The 26,309-nt window shown below is 72.6% G+C and carries 18 protein-coding genes; 13 read left to right on the top strand and 5 right to left on the bottom strand.

All coding sequences use genetic code 11. The annotated features are described in order from the left end of the window. Nucleotides 1-111: 111 nt before the first annotated feature. From AB0D93_RS27370 to AB0D93_RS27355, 4 genes are all read left to right on the top strand, one after another. Entirely contained in the window at nt 112-2,331 is a 2,220-nt protein-coding gene (locus AB0D93_RS27370; protein WP_362124328.1) for a tetratricopeptide repeat protein, read from the top strand. Nucleotides 2,332-2,386: 55 nt separating this feature from the next. Then, nucleotides 2,387-3,952: an NAD(P)/FAD-dependent oxidoreductase gene (locus AB0D93_RS27365; protein ID WP_362124325.1), complete on the top strand. Its 1,566-nt coding sequence runs from the start codon at nt 2,387-2,389 to the stop codon at nt 3,950-3,952. A gap of 77 nt (nt 3,953-4,029) precedes the next feature. After that, a complete protein-coding gene (locus tag AB0D93_RS27360; protein WP_362124322.1) occupies nt 4,030-5,142 on the top strand; it encodes a nitronate monooxygenase family protein in 1,113 nt (370 codons plus the stop codon). Next, a complete protein-coding gene (locus tag AB0D93_RS27355) occupies nt 5,139-6,689 on the top strand; it encodes an acyl-CoA synthetase (RefSeq protein WP_362124319.1) in 1,551 nt (516 codons plus the stop codon). Before AB0D93_RS27360 ends, AB0D93_RS27355 begins: the two co-directional genes overlap by 4 nt. Before the next feature lie 22 nt (nt 6,690-6,711). Here the strand turns inward: AB0D93_RS27355 and AB0D93_RS27350 are convergent, their stop codons facing one another. The 3 genes from AB0D93_RS27350 to AB0D93_RS27340 all read right to left on the bottom strand — a co-directional run bounded on the left by AB0D93_RS27350 (nt 6,712) and on the right by AB0D93_RS27340 (nt 12,173). After that, a complete protein-coding gene (locus tag AB0D93_RS27350) occupies nt 6,712-9,621 on the bottom strand; it encodes an AAA family ATPase (RefSeq protein WP_362124316.1) in 2,910 nt (969 codons plus the stop codon). 175 nt (nt 9,622-9,796) lie between these two features. Continuing rightward, a complete protein-coding gene (locus AB0D93_RS27345) occupies nt 9,797-10,813 on the bottom strand; it encodes a (-)-alpha-amorphene synthase (protein ID WP_362124313.1) in 1,017 nt (338 codons plus the stop codon). Next, entirely contained in the window at nt 10,788-12,173 is a 1,386-nt protein-coding gene (locus AB0D93_RS27340; RefSeq protein WP_362124413.1) for a cytochrome P450, read from the bottom strand. Before AB0D93_RS27340 ends, AB0D93_RS27345 begins: the two co-directional genes overlap by 26 nt. A gap of 286 nt (nt 12,174-12,459) precedes the next feature. Between AB0D93_RS27340 and AB0D93_RS27335 the strand changes: the two genes are divergently transcribed. Together AB0D93_RS27335 and AB0D93_RS27330 are read left to right on the top strand one after the other, a co-directional pair. Further along, nucleotides 12,460-13,956, top strand: coding sequence for an acyl-CoA synthetase (locus tag AB0D93_RS27335; protein ID WP_362124310.1), 1,497 nt, complete (start codon nt 12,460-12,462; stop codon nt 13,954-13,956). A 158-nt stretch (nt 13,957-14,114) separates the two neighbouring features. Then, on the top strand, nt 14,115-14,822 hold the full coding sequence (locus AB0D93_RS27330) for an alpha/beta hydrolase (protein ID WP_362124307.1): 708 nt from the start codon (nt 14,115-14,117) through the stop codon (nt 14,820-14,822). A gap of 23 nt (nt 14,823-14,845) precedes the next feature. Here AB0D93_RS27330 and AB0D93_RS27325 read toward each other — a convergent pair whose 3' ends face one another. Further along, nucleotides 14,846-16,450, bottom strand: coding sequence for a sulfatase (locus AB0D93_RS27325; protein WP_362124304.1), 1,605 nt, complete (start codon nt 16,448-16,450; stop codon nt 14,846-14,848). Nucleotides 16,451-17,584: 1,134 nt separating this feature from the next. Then, entirely contained in the window at nt 17,585-19,216 is a 1,632-nt protein-coding gene (locus AB0D93_RS27320) for an acyl-CoA synthetase (protein WP_362124301.1), read from the bottom strand. A gap of 186 nt (nt 19,217-19,402) precedes the next feature. Here AB0D93_RS27320 and AB0D93_RS27315 point away from each other — a divergent pair, with 186 nt between their 5' ends. The 7 genes from AB0D93_RS27315 (at nt 19,403) to AB0D93_RS27285 (ending at nt 26,176) form a co-directional block, all read left to right on the top strand. Continuing rightward, on the top strand, nt 19,403-20,203 hold the full coding sequence (locus AB0D93_RS27315; protein WP_362124299.1) for a crotonase/enoyl-CoA hydratase family protein: 801 nt from the start codon (nt 19,403-19,405) through the stop codon (nt 20,201-20,203). Nucleotides 20,204-20,223: 20 nt separating this feature from the next. After that, the gene (locus AB0D93_RS27310; RefSeq protein WP_362124296.1) at nt 20,224-21,165 is read left to right on the top strand and encodes an OB-fold domain-containing protein; all 942 of its coding nucleotides are present in this window, start codon (nt 20,224-20,226) and stop codon (nt 21,163-21,165) included. Continuing rightward, a complete protein-coding gene (locus AB0D93_RS27305; RefSeq protein WP_362124293.1) occupies nt 21,162-22,211 on the top strand; it encodes a thiolase domain-containing protein in 1,050 nt (349 codons plus the stop codon). Before AB0D93_RS27310 ends, AB0D93_RS27305 begins: the two co-directional genes overlap by 4 nt. Next, complete coding sequence (locus AB0D93_RS27300) at nt 22,208-23,374, top strand: thiolase domain-containing protein (RefSeq protein ID WP_362124290.1); 1,167 nt, start codon at nt 22,208-22,210, stop codon at nt 23,372-23,374. Before AB0D93_RS27305 ends, AB0D93_RS27300 begins: the two co-directional genes overlap by 4 nt. A gap of 83 nt (nt 23,375-23,457) precedes the next feature. Further along, on the top strand, nt 23,458-23,700 hold the full coding sequence (locus AB0D93_RS27295; protein WP_362124287.1) for a DUF397 domain-containing protein: 243 nt from the start codon (nt 23,458-23,460) through the stop codon (nt 23,698-23,700). Nucleotides 23,701-23,837: 137 nt separating this feature from the next. After that, nucleotides 23,838-24,740 carry a universal stress protein gene (locus AB0D93_RS27290; protein WP_362124284.1) on the top strand — a complete coding sequence of 301 codons (903 nt, stop codon included), beginning with the start codon at nt 23,838-23,840 and terminating at the stop codon, nt 24,738-24,740. 194 nt (nt 24,741-24,934) lie between these two features. Next, the gene (locus AB0D93_RS27285; protein WP_362124281.1) at nt 24,935-26,176 is read left to right on the top strand and encodes a PHB depolymerase family esterase; all 1,242 of its coding nucleotides are present in this window, start codon (nt 24,935-24,937) and stop codon (nt 26,174-26,176) included. Nucleotides 26,177-26,309 lie beyond the last annotated feature (133 nt).

The following is a 26,309-nucleotide window of genomic DNA, read 5'->3' as shown; positions in this document are numbered from 1 at the left end:
GGACGAGTCAGGGGGGTCTGGCGCGGATCGGACCGGCGCTTTGCGGCCGGGCGTGGTCCCGAAGTGGCCTTCCGGCGGCGGGGCGGGCGGCGACGGGGGCGGCGGATCGCTATGGGGGAGCACAGGCTGGTTCAGGGCCGGTACCGGCTGCTCGACCTGATCGGGCGGGGTGGGATGGGCGAGGTGTGGCGGGCCCGGGACGAGTCCCTGGGCCGGCAGGTCGCGGTGAAGTGCCTCAAGCCGCTCGGCCCGTACCACGACCCCTCCCTCGCCGGCGTCCTGCGGGAGCGGTTCCGGCGTGAGGCCCGGGTGGCCGCGGGCCTCTCGCACCGCGGAGTGACCGTGGTCCACGACTTCGGCGAGTCCGACGGCGTTCCGTACCTCGTGATGGAGCTGCTGGAAGGGCGTGACCTGAGCCGGCTGCTGCAGGACAACAAGGGCCATCCACTGCCCGTGGACCACGTGGAGGACATCGCCGCCCAGGTCGCGGCCGCCCTCGCCTACACCCATCGACAGGGCGTGGTCCACCGCGACTTGAAACCGGGCAACATCGTGCTGCTGACCGACGGCACGGTGAAGCTCTGCGACTTCGGCATCGCCCGCCTCGGCCACGACATCGGCTTCACCAGCCGGCTGACCGGCACCGGCGTCGCCCTCGGCACCCCGCACTACATGTCCCCGGAACAGATCGGCGGCGGTGAGGTGGACGAGCGCAGCGACCTGTACTCGCTGGGCTGCGTACTGTACGAAATAGCCACCGGCGCACCGCCGTTCGATCTGGAGGACGCCTGGGCGATCCTCATCGGCCACCGCGACACCCCGCCCCGTCCGCCCCGTGAACTGCGCCCGGAGCTGCCCGGCCGCCTGGAGCGGATCATCCTCGGCCTCCTGGCCAAACGGCCCGAGGAACGCCCGTACGACGCCGGTGAGTTGGTCCGCCGGATCCGGGGCGGGCGCGCGACGGACACCGCCGCCACGGCCGTGGAGTTCCCGGCGCCGGCAGGCGCTGCCCGGCCGCCGTCCTGGAGCCGGGGCATGACCACCGGCCACAAGGCGCTCGGCGCCGGACCGGGCGCGCTGCCCCCGGATGCCGGGGCGGCTCTGTCCGGCCGCTGGCTGGTCGCGCCCGAAGGGGGCGCGGGGCCGCGTCCGATACGCGGCTCCGGGCGCGAGGCGGGTCCCCCCGGGATCGAACGAAGCCGGGGAACCGGGGGAGCGGCCGGCGACCACGGACCCGCGGACGCTCGACGCCCCGTGGCGGCGCTCCCCGCAGGGCGCACGGCAGGTCCCGGGGAGCGGCCCGCCCGCCCCGGCCCCGACCACCCCGAGACCCTGGCCGCCCGCTACGAGACCGCCTTCGCCCTCGTCCGCGCCGGCCGGCTCGCCGAGGCGCTGGACGCCTACACGGACCTCGCCGAGACCAGAGCACGCGTCCTCGGCGCCGACCACCCCGACACCCTCGCCACCCGCCAGGAGTCGGCCTATGCGCTCGGCCGGCTGGGCCGTCACTTCGAGGCCCACCAGGTGTACGCGGAGGTGCTGGCCGCGCGGGTGCGCGTCATGGGCCCCGACCACCCCGACACCCTGCGCTGCCGGCACAACCTCGCCTGCACCCTCGGCCGGCTCGGCCGCCTGGACGACGCGCGCCGCACGGCCCTGGAGGTGGCCGCCGCCCGGGCCCGGGTCCTCGGCCCCGACCACCCCGACACCCTGGTCTCACGCTCCGAAGTCGCCTACGCCGAGGGTCAGTCGGGCCGCTGGGAGGAGGCGCTGCGCATCTACGGGGAGGTCGCCGAGGCCAGAGCGCGGGTGCTCGGGGCCGACCATCCCGACACCCTCGCCGCCCGCTACGAGACCGCTCTCAGCCTCGGCCGGCTCGGCCGCAGCGCGGACGCCCTGCGCCGGTACCGGGAGCTGATCGTGGACCGCAGCCGTGTCCAGGGCCCCACCCATCCCGAGACCCTGCGCGCCCGGCACGGGCTCGGGGTCAACCTCGGCCGTCTGGGACGCTGGGAGGACGCGCTGACCGAGGCCCGGGACGTCTGCCTGCTCCGCGAGCACACCCTGGGGCCCGCGCACCCCGACACCCTCGTCAGCCGCCGCGAGGTCGCGGTCGCCCTGGGCTGGCTGGGCCGCTGGGCGGAGGCCCTCACGGAGTACCGGTGCATCGCCGCCACCCGGGAGCAGATTCTCGGCCCGGACCACCCCGACACCCTCGCCGGCCGTGGCGACGAGGCCCACTGCCTGGAGCGGCTCGGCCGGGGCACCGAGGCCGGCGAGCTGTACCGCAGGCTCGCGGTGGTGCGCCGGCACGCGTCCGACGGAGCCTGACCACGGTCGGGGCACGCCTCTGGCCGCAGTGGATCATCACGTGTTACGAAGAACCATGGCTGCCAACGAGCTCACCCGCACATTCGACGCCGTCATTGTCGGCGGTGGACACAACGGCCTGGTCGCCGCCGCCTATCTGGCCCGGGCCGGCCGTTCGGTGCTGGTGCTGGAACGGCTGGACCACACCGGCGGCGCCGCCGTCTCGACCCGCCCGTTCGCCGGCGTCGACGCCCGGCTGTCGCGCTACTCCTACCTGGTCAGCCTGCTGCCGCGGAAGATCCTGCGCGATCTCGGGCTCGACTTCCAGGTCCGCTCCCGCACCATCTCCTCGTACACCCCCGTCGAGCGCGCGGGACGGCCCACCGGGCTCCTCGTCGGTGGCGGCGAGCAGCGCACCCGGGAGGCCTTCGCCCGGCTGACCGGCGGCGAGCGCGAGTACGCGGCCTGGCAGCGCTTCTACGGCATGACCACCCGCCTCGCCGAACGCGTCTTCCCCACCCTCACCGAGCCCCTGCCCGGCCGCGAGGAACTGCGCCGCCGCATCGACGACGAGACCGCCTGGCGGACCCTGTTCGAGGAACCGATCGGCGTCGCCGTGGAGGAGAACTTCGAGGACGACCTGGTCCGGGGCGTGGTCCTCACCGACGCCCTGATCGGCACCTTCGCCGACGCCCATGACCCGTCTCTCGTGCAGAACCGCTGCTTCCTGTACCACGTCATCGGCGGCGGCACCGGCGCCTGGGACGTGCCCGTCGGCGGCATGGGGGCCCTCACCGACGCCCTGGCCGCCGCCGCCCGCTCCGCGGGCGCGGTCGTCGCGACCGGGCACGAGGCGGTCCGGATCGCCACCGACGGACACACCGCCGAGGTCACCTACCGCACGGCCGACGGCGAGGGCGTCGCCGCCGCCCGGCACGTCCTGGTGAACGCCTCCCCGCAGGAACTGGCCGCGTTGACGGGGGACCCGGCGCCCGAGCCCGCCGAGGGCGCCCAGCTCAAGGTCAACATGCTGCTCACCCGGCTGCCCCGGCTGCGCGACGCGGCCGTCGACCCGCGCGAGGCCTTCGCCGGCACCTTCCACATCGCCGAGGGCTACCGGCAGCTCGCCACCGCCCATGCCCAGGCCGCCGCCGGCGAACTCCCTACGGCCCCGCCCTCGGAGATCTACTGCCACTCCCTGACCGACCCCACCATCCTCGGCCCCGACCTCGCCGAGCGCGGCTACCAGACGCTCACCCTGTTCGGTCTGCACGCCCCGGCCCGGCTCTTCGACCGGGACAACGACGCCGCGCGCGAGGAGCTGCTGAAGTCCACCCTCGCCCAGCTCGACGCCCACCTCGCCGAGCCCCTCACCGACTGCCTGGCCACCGACGCCGACGGCCGTCCCTGCATCGAGGCCAAGACCCCGCTCGACCTCGAACGGGACCTGCGGCTGCCCGGCGGCAACATCTTCCACCGAGCCCTGTCCTGGCCCTACGCCCAGGAGGGGACGGGCCGTTGGGGAGTGGAGACCCGCCACCCGAACGTCCTGCTGTGCGGCGCGGGCGCGGTGCGCGGGGGAGGGGTGAGCGGGGTGCCGGGGCACAACGCGGCGATGGCCGTGCTGGAGACCACCGCGTAGCCGACCGCCCCGAAACAATCTGACGGAACGTCAGAAAAGCCCTTCCGTCGTCCGGTCGGCTGCGGCATCCTGCGCCCATGCAGACGGAGCTGAGCAGGAAACTGGGAGTCGAGCACGCCGTCTTCGGCTTCACGCCGTTCCCCGCCGTCGCCGCGGCCATCAGCCGGGCCGGCGGCTTCGGCGTGCTCGGCGCGGTCCGCTACACCGCCCCCGATGACCTCAAACGCGACCTCGACTGGCTCGACGCGCACGCCGGCGGCCGGCCCTACGGGCTGGACGTCGTCATGCCCGCGAAGAAGGTCGAGGGTGTGACCGAGGCGGACGTCGAGGCGATGATCCCCGAGGGGCACCGGCAGTTCGTGCGCGAGATCCTCGCCAAGTACGGGGTCCCCGAGCTCGCCGAGGGCGAGGCGTCCGGGTGGCGCATCACCGGCTGGATGGAGCAGGTCGCCCGCACCCAGCTCGACGTCGCCTTGGACTACCCGATCAAGCTGCTCGCCAACGCCCTCGGCTCCCCGCCCGCCGATGTCGTCGCCCGCGCCCATGACCGGGGCGTGCTGGTCGCCGCGCTGGCCGGCAGCGCCCGGCACGCCCGCAAGCACCAGGAGGCCGGCATCGACATCGTCGTCGCGCAGGGCTACGAGGCCGGCGGGCACACCGGCGAGATCGCCACCATGGTGCTCACGCCCGAGATCGTCGACGCCGTCGACCCCCTGCCCGTCCTCGCCGCGGGCGGCATCGGCAGCGGACAGCAGGTGGCGGCCGCCCTCGCTCTCGGCGCACAGGGTGTGTGGCTGGGCTCTGTGTGGCTGACCACCACAGAAGCAGACCTGCACTCGCCCGCCCTGACCCGCAAGCTCCTCGCCGCCGGGTCCGGCGACACCGTCCGCTCCCGGGCCCTGACCGGCAAGCCGGCCCGTCAGCTCCGTACCGAGTGGACCGACGCCTGGGACGACCCGGCCGGACCGGGCACCCTGCCCATGCCGCTGCAGGGCCTGCTGGTCGCCGAGGCGGTCTCCCGGATCCAGAGGTACGAGGTGCAACCGCTGCTCGGCACGCCGGTCGGGCAGATCGTCGGCCGGATGAGCAGCGAACGCAGCGTCCAGGCCGTCTTCGACGACCTCACCCGCGGCTTCGAGGAGGCCGTGGACCGCATCAACCGCATCGCCGGAAGGAGCGGCCAGTCGTGAGCACACCCCCCGCCGGTTTCTGGGCCGAGGCCGCCCAGCACCCCGACCGCCCGGTCCTCGTCGCGCCCGACAGCGAGGAGTGGACCGCAAAACGCCTGCACAGCGCCGCCAACCGGCTCGTCCACGGGCTGCGCGCGGCCGGCCTGGAGCGCGGCGACGCCTTCGCCGTCGTCCTGCCCAACGGCGTCGAGTTCATCACCGCCTACCTGGCCGCCACCCAGGCCGGCCTCTATCTGGTCCCGGTCAACCACCACCTCGTCGGACCCGAGATCGCCTGGATCGTCGCCGACTCGGGCGCCAAGGTGCTCATCGCCCACGAGCGGTTCGCCGCCGCCGCGCGGGCCGCCGCCGACGAGGCCGGACTGCCCGCCACCCACCGGTACGCGGTCGGCGCGGCCGACGGGTTCCGGCCGTACACCCAACTCCTCGACGGGCAACCGGAGTCCGCGCCCCCTGACCGGGAACTCGGCTGGGTCATGAACTACACCTCCGGTACGACGGGACGCCCGCGCGGCATCCGCCGCCCGCTGCCCGGCAAGGCCCCCGAGGAGTCGTACCTGGGCGGCTTCCTCGGCATCTTCGGCATCAGGCCGTTCGACGACAACGTCCACCTCGTCTGTTCGCCGCTGTACCACACGGCCGTCCTGCAGTTCGCGGGCGCTTCCCTGCACATCGGCCACCGCCTGGTCCTGATGGACAAGTGGATCCCGGAGGAGATGCTCCGCCGCATCGACACCCACCGGTGCACGCACACCCACATGGTCCCGACCCAGTTCCACCGCCTGCTGGCCCTCCCGGACCAGGTGAAGGCCCGCTACGACGTCTCGTCCATGCGGCACGCCATCCACGGCGCCGCCCCCTGCCCGGACCACGTCAAGCGGGCCATGATCGACTGGTGGGGGCACTGTGTGGAGGAGTACTACGCGGCCAGCGAGGGCGGCGGTGCCTTCGCCACCGCCGAGGACTGGCTGAAGAAGCCCGGCACGGTCGGCAAGGCCTGGCCGATCAGCGAGCTCGCGGTCTTCGACGACGAGGGCAACCGGCTCCCGCCCGGTCAACTGGGCACCGTCTACATGAAGATGAGCACCGGCGGCTTCTCGTACCACAAGGACGACGCCAAGACCCGGAAGAACCGCATCGGTGACTTCTTCACCGTCGGCGACCTCGGCTACCTGGACGAGGACGGCTACCTCTTCCTCCGCGACCGCGAGATCGACATGATCATCTCCGGCGGGGTCAACATCTACCCGGCCGAGATCGAGTCGGTGCTGCTCTCCCATCCGGGTGTCGCCGACGCGGCCGCCTTCGGCATCCCGCACGACGACTGGGGCGAGGAGGTCAAGGCCGTCGTCGAACCCGCCCCCGGCCATCAGCCGGGCCCGGCTCTCGCCGCCGCCCTGCTCGACCACTGCGCCGAGCGGCTCGCCGGCTACAAGCGGCCCAAGAGCGTCGACTTCGTCGCCGAGTTGCCCCGCGACCCCAACGGCAAGCTGTACAAGCGGCGGTTGCGGGACCCGTACTGGGAGGGGCGTGCGCGGGTGCTGTGACCGGGAGCGGGGACGGACGGGGTCAAGGGCGAGGGGGCGGACAGCTCTCCAGGAATGCGGCGAGGCCGGCGGCGTCGGTGCCGGTCTTGCGGTACACACAGGACAACAACAGCCGCACGCCTTGCTCGGTGAGGCGCAGTTCCTTGGCGATGACCGGCACCGGGTGCCCCCGCACGACTAGTCCGGCGGCCCGGTGTTCCCGAGCGGTCAGGGTGTCCGCCTGCACATAACGCAGGGGCAGCGGACGCAGTCCGGCCACCGAGAGTTCCTCCCGGGCCCGGGAGGCCAGTGCCTCGGCTCCGCAGTGGACGGCGCCTTCCAGGCCCTGGTAGAGCCGGTCGGCGGCTTCCTGCAGCCGCCCGTTGCGGGACAGCGCGGCGCCGAGGCCGATCTGGGCGCGGGCGAGCTCGTAGGCGGCGGGCGACTGTTCCAGGTGGAGGACGGCTTCCGCGTACAGGTCGAGGGCCGCCGGGCCGCCCGTCACCTCGGCGAGGGTGTGGAGGGCCTGGCCGATGGTCGAGGCGGCGCCGAAGTCCCGGGCGCGCTTCACGGCGTCCCGGGCGTGGCCGGCCGCCTCGTCCGGGGCGGTGGGGGCGAGCGCGGAGGCGAGCCGGAGCAGCCAGGGGCACCAGGCCGGGTTCCGCCAGGCCCGTCCGTCCAGCCAGTCCCCGACCGCGGACAGGAGTGCCGCCGCCTCGACGTGCCGTCCCTCCGCCAGGAGCAGTTCCGCGTACACCGTCCGGGGATCGGGGTAGATGACGGCGTTCGGCGTCGTCTCGCCGAATCGGTGCTCGTCGGCGAGTGCGCGCGCCTCGGTGACGCGCCCACGGGCCAGCAGTGTCTGGACCAGGATGCCGACGGCGAACCACCGCGCGGGTACGGCCCCAGGCACTTTCTGGGCGATGCGCAGGCCTTCCCGCGCGAGGTCGTCGGCTTCGGCCAGGCAGCCCCGGTGGTAGCCGATGTAGCCGGCGAGGGTCTGGCCGAGGGCCAGGTGGGAGCCGCGCCACCCCTTGGCGACGCACTCGGCGATGCCCTTGTTGAACAACTCCTCGGCCCGGCGCGGCTGGTCGCCGTACATGAACACCAGGGCGACCGAGACGGGTACCTCGAATCCGTGGTTCTCGTCGATCCAGCTCATGCCGCCGTGGAGTGCCTTCTCGGCGTACGCGAGGGCGGTCTCGCGCGGTTCGCCGCGCTTGACGGCATCCCACGCCCGTAGTCCGAGGATGTAGCGTTCCTCCAGACCGCGGCCGGGCAACTGCTCGGCCAGCCGCGCCAGCGTCCGGGAGCGGGCGGGTGAGCCGGGGTCGTCGGTGCGGACCATGCTCCAGACGAACTGATCGGCCTGCATGCGCAGTTTGACGCGCGGATTCGTGGCCTGCTTCGCCTCTTTCGCGGCCACGTTCACGGCCTCGGCCAGCTGATCGGTGTGGGCCAGCGCCTGCGTCAGCCGGAAGACGATGGAGGCACGCAGATCGGGGTCGACGGCGCGTTCCGCCAGCGCCTGGCGGAGGTGGCGCACGGTGGCCGTGGGCTCGATCAGGAATGTGGCGCAGGCGAGTTCGTGAAGGACCGCGGCGCGGTCCTCGGGCGGGGGCGGCTCCTCCAGCGCACGGTTCAGCAGACGCCGGGCGGCCTCGGTGGCCCCGGCGCGGAGGTACTCACGAGCGGCCTCGCGCAGGCATGCGACCGTCTCGGAACTGCCCTCGCAGGGAACCTCCAGCAGGTGCCGTGCGGCGGCTGTGGGGCCGTATCCCGCGGCCAGCACGGTCTGTGCCGCGGTGTTGTGCAGGCCGACCCGGAACGCCGTGCGGATCGACCGGTAGATCGTCGTGGCGATCAGGGGGTGAAGGAACTCGAGCTCACCTTCCGGGCCGTGGCCGTCGGCCAGGATCCGGGCCGCGCGCAACTTCTGGGTCGCCTCGGCGACGGCCTCGTCGCCGAGCACCGCGATGGTCGCGGCCAGCCGCGGTGAGAAGGGTGAACCCAGTACGGCCGCGGTGTGCGCGAAGCGGACGGTCGCCGTGTCCAGCCGCTCCAGGCGCTCGATCAGCCCCGGCCCCTTGATCGCGGCGGCGAGTTCACGCATCGCGGGCAGGTCGCTCTCGGTGCCGCTCAGTTTCCGCTCGGCGAGTCCGATGGCGAGCTCCACCGCCTCGAAGGGGCTTCCGCCGGTGGCCGACCAGCATTCCTCGCAGAACCGGTCCTCGGCCGCCGCCCCGATCTCGTTCCTGACGATCCGCGCCACGCCGTCGGCGGTGAGCAGCGCCAGGTCATGAGGGCGGTTCCCCCGGTCTCCGGCCGGCGAACGGAGCTCGCCCGCCTCGGGCGGCAGCTCGTCGGGCCGGTAGGCCACCACGATCAGCAGCGGAAGGTCCTCGACCCGTGGGGCGAAGGAGGCGAGCCAGGTCAGGGACTCCGCGTCCGCCCAGTGCAGATCGTCGAGCAGCAGGACGACGGGCGCCTTCTGCACGGTGAGGCGCGTCATGACCCAGTCGAGACCTTCGCGGACCCCGGTCGGGTCCGGCGCGGGGGCGGAGCCCCTCGCTTCGAGACCGAGCGCGGGGGCGACGATGTCGTACCAGCTCCCCAGGAACGAGCGGAGTTCCGCCCCGTCCATGGCGGCCAGGGACGGCTGCACCAACTGGCGCACCACGCGGAACGCCGCTCCCTGTTCCGTCTCCCCGCCCCTGCCCGACAGCACCGTGAATCCATGGGCCGCGGCCCGGGCACGTGCCTCCGCGACGAGTGCCGTCTTGCCCAGGCCGGCCGGCCCGGTGAAGGCGAGCAGTCCCCTGTGCCTCGCGCGCGGCACGCCGTCCGTGGTGCGCCGCAACTCCTGGAACGCGGCATCCAGGGCCTGGAGTTCCCGTCGGCGCTCGATCAACATCCGCTGCTCCATGATCGGTTGCCGCGGCTCCGTCGCCATGTGCCGTACCGCCTTCTCTCACTCGGCCCGGGAAAGCCGAGCGTACGCCTCGTGGGGGTGCGGCAGACCGGATCGGACTCCATAAGGTGAATCGACGCCGGGGGATGGGAGAATGCCCGCTCGCCGGGTATGGGGTCCGAATGCACTCGCCCCCGCCGCGGTGCGACGGGGGCGACTACGGCTCGGCGGGCACCGACGCCACGTCCGCGTACCGCGGCACGGTGCGTGACCAGTAGTAGCACCCACGGATCCAGCCGATCATGCCCTCCACGTAGCCGACGCCCACCGGACTCAACTGGGGTTCGATCTCCGCGTAGAGCCTCTGGATCTCTTCGATCGTGCCGTTGATCTGCCGGACGGCCAGGAGGACGGCCGTCTGCAGGGAGCACCGGTGTTCACGCTGGTGGGCAAGGGCCAGATTGATCATTTCGCCCGCGCGCTGTTCTTTCACCGCGGAGAAGAGGTCGGGAATCCACACCGCCGCGTCCGCCGACAGGCGGCTCAGCCGCCGTACGACGGGATGGTGGAGTTCGGCAGGGGAGAGCTCATGTGGCTGGGCGGCCTCGCACAGTGGGTGGAACGGTTCGACGCCCGCGGTCAGCGACCGTATCGAGGTGCAGTCTCCGGTCCGCAAGGGGAGGGGGTGGGCCTGAGCCACTGCTTCGTACAACAGGCCGTGCACGTATTCCCGGCTCTTCCAGGCCCACCGCGCGGCCTGTGCGGGTGTGCACCGTTCCCGGACCCGCCGGTGGAGATCGGCCAGTGCCGCGCCGAGCGGAGTGCCGGGCGGCCGGCCGTCCCGCAGAATCGCGATGCTCTCGCACAACATGGGCAGCAGCCCGCCCGGTGAGCCGCGCCCCGTTTCCTCGGCACGGTCGTCGAAGACGAACTGGTAGGCGATCTGATCGGCCACGATCTGCAGAAGACCGGGATCCATGGTGGGACTGTTGTAGGACGCGAGTTCGGCCGGACGAGTGCGGGCGATCATCGCCGCCACACCCGGTTCGTCGGTCAGCCCCCACGCCCTCAGCCATGCCTCGACGCCGGCCGCGGCTTCGGTTTCACCGGGGTTGCGCTGGAAGGGGAACGGCATGTGGAGGTGGCGGTCGATGAGGTCCTTGAGCGTGGAGACCGGAATCGCGTCGGGTACCCCGACCGCGACTTCCTCATGTGTTGCCGACAACGTGGTCACCTGCCGTCCGGGAGTCCGATGCGCGAGAACGGGCTTCGCACGCCATCACCAGGGCGCGCGGCCCCAGTGTGATCGCCGGGCGCGGCGGCTGTGCGACATACCCGGGCACATGGCGCAGGCGCCACCGCCCCGCGAGGGTCGCGAGTGCCAGGGTGGTCTCCACCATGGTGAACTCGTCGCCGAGGCATTTGCGGTTGCCCGCGGAGAACGGCATCATCGCGCGGCGCTGTGCGGCGGTGGGCCTCCCCGGCAGCCAGCGAGCGGGGTCGAAACGCCCGGGGTCGGGAAACGACGAGGGATCGTGGTGCAGGAGGTAGGGGCTGTACAGAACGGTGGCCCCCTCGGGCAGCCGGCACCCGGCCAGTTCCGTCTCCCTGGTGGCGACGCGCGTGAAGAGCCAGCCGGGTGACGAGTGGCGCAGTGTCTCGGAGACCACGCACCGGGTGTGGACGAGGTGCGGCAGATCGTCCGGGCCGGGCCGTCGGCCGCCGGGGAGGACGGCGTCGAGCTCGGCGTGCAGACGGCGCTCCGCCTCCGGATGGCGGGCCAGCAGGCTGAAGGCGTCGGCGAGGCACAGTGCCGGGGCCTCGACGCCCGTGAGCAGCAGCGTGATCAGGTGGTCGTGGACGTCCTGGTCGGTGAGGGCCGCCGCTCCGCCGTCGCCGCGGGTGGCCGCCAGCAGGGTGCCCAGCACGTCGTCCCGGCCGGCGCCCCGGCGGCGCTCCGCGATCGCCGTGTCGATGATCGCGTGCAGGCGGGAGAGCGCGTTCCGGTAGCGGCGGTTGGCAGGGGTGGGGAGACGGAAGAGGCCATCGATCGGTACGACGGTGCGGACGAAGAGGCCACGGACGACGTCGGTGAGACAGTCCCGGACTTCGGCGGTCGTCGCGTCGTCCAGGGCGTCGGACAGGAGGACCCGGCTGATCACGCGTGTCGTGAGGGTCATCATCGCCTCGGTGACGGGGACCGTCCGACCCGTCGGCCAGGCGTCGCACACCGACGCGGCCTCCTCGGTGACGAGCTCCGTGCAGGCGGCCACGTGGGAGGGGCGGAAGCGGGGCTGCAGCAGCCTGCGCTTGTCCCGGTGGGCCGCCTGACGGCAGGTGACGAGACCGTCCCCCATGAGTTTCCCGAGCCTGTCGTAGAGCGGGCCCCCCTTGTCGAAGGTGTGCGGATCCATGAGCACCTCATGGGTCAGCTCCGGGTGGCACACCATCCAGGCGCGCTGGGGGCCCAGCCGTATCTCGACCAGGTCCCCGTACGCCGGCAAAGAATTCAGAAACGCCAGCGGCCGTCGGTATAAGGCGATACCGTGGCCGAGGAGTGGGAATATGCCGGGAGCAGTACCTGTCCTCCACATTCGTTTCTGATCGGGCGCAGCAGAGCTCATGGATACCTCCTGCCCAACGTGACACGCGAAATGAGTGAAGCCGTCACGGACTTGGCACTTGAGACAAGTCCTGCCCAGGTTCAACGGCGCCTCTTTCCGGAAACCTTTCTCCAAAGGGGCGCACGGGAGCACGGAGAAGCAAAAATCACTTTCTGCGCAGGGGCGTTGATGCTTTGTGCATCGAACGCGATGTCCGCTTTTCTCTCACGTCCGGGGTGCTTGACCTGGCTCCGCGACGGAACGAGGATCATGAGCCATGACGCAGGGACACGGCAGCACGGTCGACGGGGTGCTGCGGCGCAGCGCCCGGCGCACCCCGGCCCGCCTCGCGGTGGAGTACGGCGAACGCCGCTGGACGTACGAGGAACTCGACGACGCCGTCTCCCGCGCGGCCTCGGTGCTGCTCGCGCAGGGGCTGAGCCCCGGCGACCGGGTCGGTGCCTTCGGCCACAACTCCGACGCCTATCTGATCGCCTTCCTCGGCTGCGCCAGGGCGGGCCTGGTCCATGTGCCCGTCAACCAGAGCCTGACCGGGGACGACCTGGCCTACCTGGTCGGCCAGTCCGGCAGCACGCTCGTGCTGGCCGACCCCGGCCTCGCGGACCGACTCCCGGACGGCGTACGGACGCTGGCGCTCAGGGACGCCGAGGGCTCGCTCCTCGCCCGGCTGGCGGACGCGAGCCCGTACGACGGGCCCGAACCCCGCACCGAGGACCTGGTGCAGCTGCTGTACACCTCCGGTACGACCGCCCTGCCCAAGGGCGCGATGATGACCCACCGGGCTCTCGTGCACGAGTATCTGAGCGCGATCACCGCCCTGGACCTGAGCGCCGGCGACCGTCCGGCGCACGCGCTGCCGCTGTACCACTCGGCGCAGATGCACGTGTTCCTGCTGCCGTATCTGGCGGTCGGCGCGACCAACATCATCCTGAACGCCCCGGACGGGGACCGCCTCCTGGACCTGATCGAGGAAGGCCGCGTGGACAGCCTGTTCGCGCCGCCCACGGTGTGGATCGGACTCGCGGGCCGGCCCGACTTCGCCACCCGCGACCTCGACGGCCTGCGCAAGGCCTACTACGGCGCGTCGATCATGCCCGTCCCGGTGCTGGAGCGGCTGCGGGAACGCCTGCCGAGGCTCGCCCTCTACAACTGTTTCGGGCAGAGCGAGATCGGTCCGCTGGCCACGGTGCTCGGCCCCGACGAGCACGAGGGCCGGCTGGACTCCTGCGGCCGGACGGTGCTGTTCGTGGACGCCCGGGTCGTGGACGACAAGGGTGAGGACGTGCCCGACGGCACGCCCGGCGAGATCGTCTACCGCTCACCGCAGTTGTGCGAGGGCTACTGGGACAAGCCGGAGGAGACGGCCGAGGCCTTCCGGGACGGCTGGTTCCACTCCGGTGACCTCGCGGTGCGTGACGCCGACGGCTACTTCACGATCGTGGACCGGGTGAAGGACGTCATCAACTCCGGTGGTGTCCTGGTGGCTTCGCGCCAGGTCGAGGACGCCCTGTACACCCACGAGGCCGTCGCCGAGGCCGCCGTGATCGGCCTGCCCGACGAGCGGTGGATCGAGGCGGTCACGGCGGTCGTGGTCCCGCGCGGTGAGGTGACGGAGGACCAGCTCGTCGCCCACGTGAAGGAGAAGCTCGCTCCCTTCAAGGCGCCCAAACGGGTGCTGTTCGTGGCCGAGTTGCCGCGCAACGCCAGCGGGAAGATCCTCAAACGCGAACTGCGGGACCGGTTCAGCGGTTAGCCGGGGCCGTCAGCCGTCTTCGACTGCAGCAGGGCGTCGGACAGCGAGCGCCGCTGCGGCAGTGCCGACGAGCGCCTTCCCCGACAGGCCGGCCGACGCGGCTCTGCCCTCGGCGGAGCGGGCCGCCGGGAGCGGGGTGCCCGGCTATCGTGCCCCGCATGGACACCGCCGCGCTGCGCACCATCGAGGCGAACGGCATCACGCTGGCCTGCCGTACGTGGGGCCCCGCCGACGCCCCGCCCGTCGTGCTGCTGCACTGCCGGGGCGCGGACGGCTCGGACTGGACGCGGATCGCCGAACGGCTCGCGGCACCCCCGCGCCCACGCCGGGTGTACGCCCCGGACCTGCGCGGCCACGGACACAGCGACTGGCCGGGGGACTACCGGGCCGAGGCGATGTGCGACGACGTCCTCGGCCTGCTGGCCGCCCTGGGCCTGGACAGCGCCGATGTCGTGGGCCATTCGCTGGGCGGCATCGTCGCCTACCTGCTGGCGCAGCGCCGTCCCGGACTCGTACGGCGCCTGGTGCTGGAGGACGTCTGCGCACCCGTACCGCTCGTCCCGCCCCGCCCGCCCGCCGAACGGCCCGAGGGAGGACTGCCGTTCGACTGGGCGATGGTGCGGGCGACCGACGGGCAGCGCAACGCGCCCGAACCTGTGTGGTGGGACCACATGGGCCGGATCACCATGCCGACGCTCGTCATCGGGGGCGGCCCCACCAGCCACATTCCGCAGGACCAGGTCGCGCTGCTCGCCGGCCTGATCCCGGGCGCCTCGCTCGTGACCGTGGACGCCGGGCACCTGGTGCACGAGTGCCGCCCGGATGAGTTCCTCGCCCTGGTCCGGGAGTTCCTCGACCGATCCTGACCGAGGGATCGACGTCGGCGGGGTCAGCGCGGTTGTGGACCGAACGCCTTCAGGAACCGGTCGCGGAAGCTGTCCATCGCCCAGATGGGGGCGTTGGCGGCGGGCTTCAGGCCCTCCGTCCAGCCCCAGCCGGAGACCCGGTCCAGCACCTTGGGATCGCGGGCCACGATGCTGACCGGCACGTCCCGGCGCGGGCTGTTCCCGGTGACGGTGGGCACGGGCTGGTGGTCGCCCAGGAAGACCAGGACGGTGTTGTCGTTGCCGTAGCGGCGCAGGAATCCGACGAGGCTGTTCAACGAGTACTCGATGGAGGTGTGGTAGGCGGTGCGTACGCTCGCCGGGTCCTTCCAGACCTCCTCCTGGGACTTGCCCTCCGTCCTGACCTGCTGGAAGACCGAGCCGTCGCCGAGCTTCGCCCAGTCGACCATGCGGGGCAGGGGTGCCCAGGGATAGTGGCTGGAGGTGAGGATGATCTCCGCCATGATCGGGCCGCGGCCGGGCTGGGCGAACTCCCGCCGCCGGAACGTCTCCAGGGCGAACTGGTCCGGCACCTGCGACCAGCCGAAGTCCGGGCCGTGGTAGTCGAGGTGATGGCCGTCGTAGACATGGTCCAGCCCGAAGAACCGGCCCTCGGGCCACGCCACCAGCACCCCCGGCACCACACCGACCGTGCGCCAGGCACCGGTCCTGCGGAAGGCGCCGGTGAGGGTGGTCCGGTCGCTGGAGGTGAGGCTGCGGAACCGCTGCTGGTTGCTGATCCACAGGCCGGACAGGAAGGTCGAGTGGGCCAGCCAGCTGCCGCCCCCGACCACCGGCGAGCGCAGCCAGCCGCTGCGCGCGCGGAACCCCGCGGCCCCGAGGGTGTCCGTGCTCTCCTTGAGGACGGCGTTGACCTGCGGGGCCATGGCCGGGTCCTCGATCGCCGAGCGGCCGTAGCTCTCGACGAACGTGAACAGCACGTCCTTGCCGCGCAGGCCGGTCAGCAGCTGGTTCGGGGGCGTGTGGGCGAAGGCGTCGCGGGCGGCCTGGCGTCGGAACAGCCGTGCGTCGGCGAGGGAGACACGGACCTGTTCGGCGCGGTCGCCGAGGAGACCCGCGTCGAGCGTCGAGGCGACGGGCGTGCCACCGGTCTGCACACCCAGCACGACGCAGGTGACCCAGGCGGTGCCCAGCACCAGGACGGTGCGGACGGACCGGGCGCGGTGGCTGGCCAGCAGCGTGGCCAGCCGGACCGTCGCGCCCGCGGTCAGGACGAGGACGGCGACCACGAGGAGCAGGGCACCGGCGATGGCGGCCAGCTCCCCGGTGCGGCCGGAGGTGTCCCGCAGATAGTCCGCCGCGTTGCCCAGCAGGCCCCAGTCCAGCACCAGGTCGAAGGGGCGGTACAGCACCGAATAGAAGCCGATGTCGAGGAATTTGAGGAGGGTGACCAGCCCGATCAGCAGGCCGGCGGCCACCGCCCCGGCACGCCTCGCCCGAGTCGGCAGCACCAGCAGCACGGTGGCGAGCAGGATCCCCTCGGCCGGCAGGCGCAGGAACGCCTTCGGGGTGAGACGGTCGGGCTGGTCGGGCACCAACAGGGCGGCGAGAATCAGACCGACGGCGAGGACGGTCACGCCCGCCGCCACGACTCGGCCCCACCCGCCGGCCGGGCGGCGCTCGGCGGCCCTCTCCCACGTGATACCGGCCCGTCCGCCGGTCGGTCGGACTGTGGCCGCCACTTCCTGCATGACGCGGGCCAGCCCGCCGAGTGGGCCCGTGGCGGCCGGTCCCCGCCCGCCACGGGCCCGCCTCGCGAGCCGGCGGGCCACTCCGGGCGCCCCCACCTCCCGCGCCACAGGTCCGCCGTCCTTCTCAGGCCTCCCCGCGCCGCCCGCCCCAGCGGCCTCGCCGCCGCCTGCCGACCCGGCCGGACTTCCGGTGCCGACCGGGCCGCCAGCCGCGTCGCCTGCTGCCCGCCCCGGGGGTCTTGTCGCGCCGGTCGTCCCGGTGGGACTTCCGCTTGCGTCCGGCTCGGCGGGTTGCTCGCCCGCTGTCTGTCGGGTGGGGCCGTGGGTTCTGGTTGGTCTGGTGGGTTGGTCGCCGACTGTCTGTCCGGCGGGGCTGTTCGCTGCGGTCGTCCCGCTGGGACTTCCGTCTGTGCCCGGCTCGGTGGGTTGGTCGCCGACTGTCTGTGGGGTGGGGTTGTTCGCTGCGGCCGGTCCGGTGGGACTTCCGTCTGTGCCCGGCTCGGTGGGTTGCTTGCCAGCTGTCTGTGGGGTGGGGTTGTTCGCTGCGGCCGGTCCGGTGGGACTTCCGCCTGTGCCCGGCCCGGCGGGTTGCTTGCCAGCTGTCTGTCGGGTGGGGCCGTTCGCTCCGGTAGCCCCGGTGGGACTTCCGCTTGCGCCGGGCCCGGAGGGCTCCTCGCCCGCTGTCAGTCCGGCTGGGCCGTCCAATCCGGTCGGGCCGGTGGAGCCGTCCGCTCCGGTCGGTCCGGCAGGACTCGCACCACCGGTCGGTCCGGTGGCCCCGACGCCCCCCGGCGGCCCGCTGGGACCCCCCGCCCCCTTTGGCCCGGTGTTCGTCTCGTCCGTGCGCTCCGGCAGGTGGCGTGGCGTGTGGTGAGGCACCCGGAGATCCTTCCGTGCGTGGCCCGGTGCCGGTGCGGAAGGCCGGGACCGGCACCCACCGTCCGACCGATGATCACCCAAAGTAGCCGAAGGGCGTCGATCGTGCGCACAGAGTAGTCCTACGGGGTGGTGAGGGGCGGCACGCCCCGGGGGCTACCGCCGGTCGGCCGACGCCGCCACGTCCCGCGCCCACCGGTAGTCGGCCTTGCCGCTCGGGGACCGCCGGATGGAGTCCGTGATCACCAGCTGGCGGGGGACCTTGTAGCCGGCCAGCCGGGTGCGACAGTGGGTCTGTATGTCGGCCAGCGTCGGATGCGTCGCTCCCTCGCGCAGCTGCACCACGGCCGCCACATGGTTGCCCCAGGTCGCGTCCGGCACCCCTGCGACCAGCGCGTCGTAGACGTCCGGATGCGCCTTGAGCGCCTGCTCGACCTCCTCCGGGTAGACCTTCTCGCCTCCGGTGTTGATGCACTGCGAGCCCCGGCCGAGCACGGTGACCACGCCGTCCTCGTCGACCGTCGCCATGTCGCCGAGCAGGACCCAGCGCTGTCCGTCCTTCTCGAAGAAGGTCTCGGCGGTTTTCGCCGGGTCGTTGTAGTAGCCGAGCGGCACATGGCCGCACTGCGCGACCCGGCCGGGTTCGCCCGCGGCGACCGGTTCGCGCGTCGCCGGATCCACCACACGCGTACGGGAGTTGACCCGCAGGCGGAATCCCCGCTCGGGACCCGAGTCCTCCGTCGCCGTACCGTTGAAGCCGGACTCGGAGGAGCCGAAGTTGTTGAGCAGCATCGCGTTCGGGACCAGCTCACGGAACTGCCGGCGCACCGTCTCCGACATGATCGCGCCCGACGAGGACACGCTGAACAGGGCCGAGCAGTCCGTCCCCTTGAGCGGCCCGCTCAGCGCGTCGATCAGCGGCCGGAGCATCGCGTCGCCGACCAGCGACATGCTGGTGACCTTCTCCTTCTCGACGGTCCGCAGTACCTCGTCCGGTACGAACCTGCGGTGCAGGACGACCCGCTGGCCGAAGTTGAAGCCGATGAACGCCGTCAGCGTCGAAGTGCCGTGCATCAGCGGGGGAGTGGGGAAGAAGGTGATCCCGGAACCCCCGGCGGCGACCCGCTCGGCCAGCTCCTCAGGTGTCTTCACCGGCTCCCCGGTCGGCGCGCCGCCGCCCAGCCCCGCGAAGAAGAGGTCTTCCTGGCGCCACATCACACCCTTGGGCATGCCGGTCGTGCCGCCGGTGTAGATGATGAACTGGTCGTCCCCGGAGCGGGCCGGGAAGCCCCGCCCGGGCGAGCCCGCGGCCTCCGCGTCGGCGAACGGCACCGCCCCGGGCACGGCCACCGGCGCCACCCCGGGCGCCGCCGTACCGACCCGCAGCAGATGCCGCACCTTCGGTGTACGTGGCAGCGCCGCCGCCACCCGGTCCGCGAACTCGCTGTCGAAGACCAGCGCGACCAGGTCGGCGTCCCGGTAGAGGTACACCAACTCCTCTTCGACGTACCGGTAGTTGACGTTCACCGGAACGATCCGCGCCTTCAGGCAGCCCAGCACGGTCTGCAGGTACTCGACGCCGTTGTACAGGTGGAGACCGAGGTGTTCGCCCGGCCGAACGCCGCTGTCGGCGAGGTGGTGGGCGATGCGGTTGGCGGCCGCGTCCAGTTCCGCGTAGGTCAGCCGGCGCTCGGTGCCGGTGCCGGGGTGGTCGACGTAGACCAGCGCCTCGCGGTCCGGGACCACGTCGACGACCGACTCGAACAGGTCGGCAAGGTTGTACTGCACCGCTCCTCCTGACCCCGATCGCGCCCGCATGCGTCCACTAGCGGGCCATCAGAGCAAAAGGCGCCGCAACTGTGAAGGGCTCGCACCAAGAAATCTGACTGTCTGTCAGAAAACCCGTGAAGCTCCCTTGAAGTGCCTCCCCGCCTACTGCAACCTGTTCTCGTTCTCACCGAGGGGAGAAAGCCCATGGGCGGGACGGAACACCTCACCGTGCGGCGTGCGGGCGCCACACTGGTGCTCACGCTCAACAGGCCCGACGCCAGGAACGCGCTCTCGCTCGCGATGCTCGTCGGCCTCTACGACGGCTGGCTCCAGGCCGACGCGGACGACGGGATCCGCTCGATCGTGCTCACCGGGTCCGGCGGCTCCTTCTGCGCGGGCATGGACCTGAAGGCGCTGGCCGGGAACGGCATGCAGGGCGAGCAGTACCGCGACCGGCTCAAGGCCGACCCGGACCTGCACTGGAAGGCGATGCTGCGCCACCATCGCCCCCGCAAACCGGTCATCGCCGCCGTCGAGGGGTACTGCGTCGCGGGCGGCACCGAGATCCTGCAGGGCACCGACATCCGCATCGCGGGCGAGTCCGCGACCTTCGGCCTGTTCGAGGTCAAGCGCGGACTGTTCCCCATCGGCGGCTCCACGGTCCGGCTGCAACGCCAGATCCCGCGCACCCACGCCCTGGAGATGCTGCTCACCGGACGGCCGTACACCGCCCGGGAGGCCGCGGACATCGGCCTGATCGGCCATGTCGTCCCCGACGGCACCGCGCTCGAGTCGGCCCTGGAGATCGCCGAGCGCATCAACGCCTGCGGCCCGCTCGCCGTCGAGGCCGTCAAGGCGTCGGTGTACGAGACCGCCGAGATGACGGAGACCGACGGGCTGGCGGCCGAACTCACCCGCGGCTGGCCGGTCTTCGACACCGCCGACGCCAAGGAGGGCACCCGCGCCTTCGCGGAGAAGCGTCCCCCCGTCTACAAGCGCGCCTGAACCGCCGAAGGAGTCCCAGGATGCCCGAAGTCCTCCAAGCGCCCCTCGTCGTCGAGTTCCCCTTCACCCGCTCCCTCGGCCCCGTCCAGAGCGCCTTCCTCACCGGCCTGCGCGAACGCGTGGTCCTCGGCGTGCGGACCACCGACGGGCGCACCCTCGTCCCGCCCGTCGAGTACGACCCCGTCACCGCCGAGGAGATCCGCGACCTGGTGGAGGTCGCCGCCACGGGCACGGTCACCACCTGGGCGTGGAACCACGAGCCGCGCCGCGGCCAGCCCCTCGCCACCCCCTTCGCCTGGGTCCTGGTCCGGCTCGACGGCGCCGACACCGCCCTGCTGCACGCCCTCGACGCCACCGGGCCCGAGGCCGTCCGCACCGGCATGCGGGTCCGCGTGCGCTGGGCGGCCGAACGCACCGGCGCCATCACCGACATCGCCTGCTTCGAGCCGTACGACGGCGAACCGGCCCGACCGTCCGGCCACACCGGCGCATTCGAGAACCCGCTCACCGGCATCGTCGCCCCGGCCCGCCTCGACTACACCTACTCGCCCGGCCGTGCCCAGTCCGCCTACATCCACGCCCTCTCCGCACAACGGACCGTCGGCGAACGCTGCCCCTCCTGCCGCAAGGTGTACGTCCCCCCGAGGGGCGCGTGCCCCACATGCGGCGTGGCCACGGCGGAACAGGTCGAGGTGGGTCCCCGCGGCACGGTCACCACCTTCTGCATCGTCAACATCAAGGCGAAGAACCTCGACATCGAGGTGCCCTACGTCTACGCGCACATCGCCCTCGACGGCGCCGACCTCGCCCTCCACGCCCGGATCGGCGGTATCCCGTACGACCGGGTGCGCATGGGCCTGCGCGTCGAGCCCGTGTGGACCGAGGGTGCCCGCTACCCCGACCACTACCGGCCCACCGGTGAACCCGACGCCGACTACGACACCTACAAGGAGCTGCTGTGACCCGGGAGATCGCGGTCGTCGCCTTCGCCCAGACCGACCACCGGCGCTCCAGCGAGGAGTCCTCCGAGGTCGAGATGCTCATGCCGGTCCTCCACGAGGTCCTGGCGCAGACCGGACTGAAGACGGCCGACATCGGCTTCACCTGCTCCGGTTCCAGCGACTACCTCGCCGGCCGCGCCTTCTCCTTCACGCTCGCCCTCGACGGCGTCGGCGCCTGGCCTCCGATCTCCGAGTCCCACGTCGAGATGGACGGCGCCTGGGCACTGTACGAGGCCTGGACCAAGCTGCTCACCGGCGACGCCGACACCGCGCTCGTCTACTCCTACGGCAAGTGCTCGCCCGGGTCGGTCCGGGACGTCCTCACCCGCCAGCTCGACCCGTACTACCTCGCCCCCCTGTGGCCCGACGCCGTCGCCCTCGCCGCTCTCCAGGCGCAGGCCCTCGTAGACGCCGGCGACACCGACGAACCCGCGCTCGCCGCCGTCGGCGCGCGCAGCCGGGCGGACGCGGAGGCCAACCCGCACGCCCAGCTCAGGGGCCTGCTGCCGCACGGCGACTACGTCGTACGGCCGCTGCGCACCGGCGACTGCCCGCCCGTCGGGGACGGCGCCGCCGCCGTGATCCTCGCGGCGGGGGAGCGGGCCCGGGAGCTGTGCGAGCGGCCCGCCTGGATCCGGGGCATCGACCACCGGATCGAGGCGCACGGCCTCGGCGTCCGCGACCTCACCGACTCGCCGTCCACGCGGCTCGCCGCCGAGCAGGCCGGTGCCTTCGAACGGCCCGTCGACACCGCCGAGTTGCACGCGCCGTTCACCGCCCAGGAGGTGGTTCTGCGCAAGGCGCTCCGCCTCGGCGACGACGTACGCGTGAACCCCTCCGGCGGGGCCCTGGCCGCCAACCCGGTGATGGCCGCCGGACTCGTCCGCATCGGCGAGGCCGCCGCCCGCATCCACCGCGGCGCGTCCGACCGCGCCCTCGCCCACGCCACCTCCGGTCCGTGCCTGCAGCAGAACCTGGTCGCCGTACTCGAAGGGGATCCACGATGAGCAAGGAGCCCGTGGCCGTCACCGGCATCGGCCAGACCAAGCACGTCGCCGCCCGCCGGGACGTCTCGATCGCCGGACTCGTCCGCGAGGCGGCCCGAAAGGCCCTGGAGGACGCCGAGTTGACCTGGGCCGACATCGACGCCGTGGTCATCGGCAAGGCGCCCGACTTCTTCGAGGGCGTGATGATGCCCGAGCTGTACCTGGCCGACGCGCTCGGTGCCGTCGGCAAGCCCATGCTGCGGGTGCACACCGCCGGCTCCGTCGGCGGATCCACGGCGCTGGTGGCGGCCAACCTGGTCGCCGCCCGCGTCCACGGCACGGTCCTCACCCTCGCCTTCGAGAAACAGTCCGAGTCGAACGCCATGTGGGGCCTGTCCCTGCCGATCCCCTTCCAGCAGCCCCTGCTCGCCGGCGCCGGCGGCTTCTTCGCCCCGCACGTCCGCGCCTACATGCGCCGCAGCGGGGCCCCCGACAGCATCGGCTCCCTCGTCGCCTACAAGGACCGGCGCAACGCCCTGAAGAACCCCTTCGCCCACCTCCACGAGCACGACATCACCCTGGAGAAGGTCCAGGCCTCACCCATGCTGTGGGACCCCATCCGCTACTCCGAGACCTGCCCCTCGTCCGACGGCGCCTGCGCGATGATCCTCACCGACCGCGCCGGAGCCGCCCGCGCTCCGCGGCCGCCCGCCTGGATGCTCGGCGGCGCCATGCGCAGCGAGCCCACCCTGTTCGCGGGCAAGGACTTCGTGTCCCCCCAGGCCGGCAAGGACTGCGCCGCCGACGTCTACCGGCAGGCCGGCATCGCCGACCCGCGGCGGGACATCGACGCCGTCGAGATGTACGTGCCGTTCTCCTGGTACGAGCCCATGTGGCTGGAGAACCTGGGCTTCGCCGCCGAGGGCGAGGGCTGGAAGCTGACCGAGTCCGGGGCGACCGAGCTCGACGGCGACCTGCCCGTCAACATGTCGGGCGGCGTGCTGTCCACCAACCCGATCGGCGCCTCCGGCATGATCCGCTTCGCCGAGGCCGCGCTCCAGGTGCGCGGCCAGGCCGGAGAACACCAGGTGGACGGCGCCCGGAAGGTGCTCGGGCACGCCTACGGCGGCGGCTCCCAGTTCTTCTCCATGTGGCTCGTGGGAGCGGCACCCCCCGACCACTGAAAGTCCTTCCCACGTGGCCTGTTGGGCATCGTGAGCGGTCGCTAGGCTGACCCGCGGACGATGTGACCGGGAGGAGCACGGACGTGGCCGAGACCACCACCCAGCAGAAGCCGCTCGCGGGCTGGGACAAGCCGGAGCTGGACCTCAGCAAGGCCGAGTGGCAGTCCAGCAGCCGAGGGCTGGGAGATGTCCAGATCGCCTTTGTCGAGGGCTTCATCGCGATGCGCAACAGCGACCGTCCGGAGAGCCCATCCCTGATCTTCACGCCGGCGGAATGGGGGGCGTTCGTCTCCGGAGCCCGGGAAGGCGAGTTCGACCTCACCTGACCGGGACGACCTGACCTGAACCGGGGGTGTTCCGAGCCGATTTCCGGACACGCGACCAGTGGGACCGCGCTGGGACCGATGCCTGCGCCAGGCTGGCCCCAGCAAGGGGAAGGTCGTGTTCCGAAAGGTGAGGGACGATGAGCACTGCGCCGGTCATCGCCGCGGTCGACGGTTCGGACGACAGCCTGCGCGCACTGGAGTGGGCCTTCGACGCCGCCCGGCGCCGCGCCGCGCCGCTGCGGGTGGTGCACGTACGGCAGTACGCCGCCTGGGGCCAGGCCGACGTGCTCGTCGCCGCGCCGCCCGAGACGGAGGGCGATCCCGTCCTGGACGACGTGCACACCCGGCTCGCGGACCGCGGCGAGGAGCCCGTCGTCGAGTACGTCGCCCTGGAGGGCGTACCGGGTGCCGTGCTGCCCGAACTGGGCACGGACGCCGAGCTGTTGGTCCTCGGCTCCCGCGGCCGCGGCGGCTTCGCCAGCCTGCTGCTCGGCTCCAACGGGCTCGCCGCCGCCCGGGACGCCGAGTGCCCGGTGGTCGTCGTACCCCGGCCCGGCAGTGAGGTGCACGGGGAGGGGCCGGCCGAGCCCGGGCCGCGGGTGGTCGTAGGCCTGCACGTCGACAGCCCCGACGAGGCCACCCTCGACCTGGCCTTCACCGAGGCCGCCCTGCGCGGCGCCCGAGTCCAGGTCGTCGCGGCCTACCCGTGGCCGGTGCAGATCTGGTCCGCCCCCGGCCAGATCCTGCCGCCCCAGGTCGACCGGGACGCCATCGAACACGAGACGCGCGCCCTCGCCGAGGGCTTCCTCGGCCCGCACCGCGAACGGCACCCCGGGGTCCGCGCCGACGCCGAGGCGCTGCCCGGCGACGCGGCCGGCCACCTCGTCGCCGCTTCCAAGGACGCCGAACTGGTCGTCGTCGGCCGGCACCGGCGACGCCTGCTCGCACCGGCCCGCATGATGGGCTCGGTCACCCAGGCCGTCCTCCTGCACGCGGCGAGCCCGGTCGCGGTGGTGCCCCCAGGGCCGCCGGAGGACTGAGCCGGTCCGGTCGGCGTAGCAGACCGCACCGCGCCCCGCAATCCGTCCGGTGCCGAGCGGCACGGACCGGGCTGTGGTGTCCCGCGCCATGGTGACGGCCCCCACGCGTACGTACGGTTCCGCCACGCCCGGCGCCGAGTGCGCCGTCCCCGCGCACGAGCGGCCGGGACCCGTGTCCTGCGAAGGAGCCGCCCATGACACCGCCCCCGTTCACGAAGGCGCCCGGAGAGCCGCCCCGCGCCCGCCTGCTGCCCCGCCTCCTCGCCGTACTGGCCGTCGTCCTCGGCACCGCGCTCGCCGGCCCCGCACCCGCCGCCCAGGCCTCCGTGACGCTCACCAGGGTGAGCGACTTCGGATCCAACCCGGGCGCGCTCACCATGTACGTGTACCGGCCGGCGTCCCTGCCCGCGCACCCACCGGTGGTCGTGGCCCTGCACGGCTGCACCCAGAACGCCCAGGGCTACGCCGACAACTCGGGTCTGCCCCGGCTCGCCGACCGGGACGGTTTCCTGCTGTTGTTCGCCGAGACCGGCTCCGCCAACAACCCGAGCCAGTGCTTCAACTGGTTCCAGACCACGGACAACCGGCGTGGGCAGGGTGAGGCCCTCTCCGTCCGGCAGATGGTGAGCCAGGCCGTGAGCGCCTATGGCGCCGACCCCCAGCGGGTCTACGTCACCGGTCTGTCCGCGGGCGGCGCGATGACCGCCGTCATGCTGGCCACCTACCCCGACGTCTTCTCGGCCGGCGCCGTCGTCGCGGGCCTGCCCTACGACTGCACCAAGGACAACAGCCCCTACACGTGCATGAACCCGGGCGTCGACCTGAGCCCGGCCGAGTGGGCGCAGCGGGCGCGGGACGCCTACCCGTCGTACACCGGGCCGTGGCCGCGCGCCGCCGTATGGTACGGCGACCAGGACACCACGGTCGTCCCGCGCAACGCCACGGAGTTGCGCGACCAGTGGACGGCCCTGCACGGCCTCTCCCAGACCCCGAGCCGCACCACGGCCATCGGCCCCGACGCCACCCAGCAGGACCAGTACCTGGCCGCCGACGGCACGGTCGCCGTCGAGGTCGACCGGGTCCCCGGCATCGGCCACGGCACCCCGGTGGACCCGGGCACCGGCACCGACCAGTGCGGCAGCACCGGCGCGCCCTACTTCCCGGCCTCGATCTGCTCCAGCTACTGGATCGCCCGGTTCTTCGGACTGGACACCACCGACCCGGGCGGTGGCGACGGAGGCGGTGGCAGCGGCGCCGCCTGCTGGACGGCGAGCAACTACGCCCAGGTGCAGGCCGGACGCGCTACCACCAGCGGCGGAAACACCTACGCCAAGGGATCCCAGCAGAACATGGGCCTCTACAACACGTTCGTCACCCACACCCTGAAGGAGTCGCCCACGGGTTACTACACCATCGCCGACAGCGGCTGCCCCTGACAGAAGGTCAGCCACCCTCGGCCATAGGGGTCGACAACGCTCCGGGGGCCGTCTTCATGGCGGCCCCACACATGTCCGGCGCACCCACCGCGCCCCTAGCCTCCAGCGCGTCCACCCGCAACCGGAGGGAACC

Source organism: Streptomyces sp. NPDC048191, from assembly GCF_040652655.1.
GTDB lineage: Bacteria > Actinomycetota > Actinomycetes > Streptomycetales > Streptomycetaceae > Streptomyces.
The sequence above is the reverse complement of the archived record's forward strand: the minus strand, read 5'-3'. Positions and strand labels throughout refer to the sequence as shown.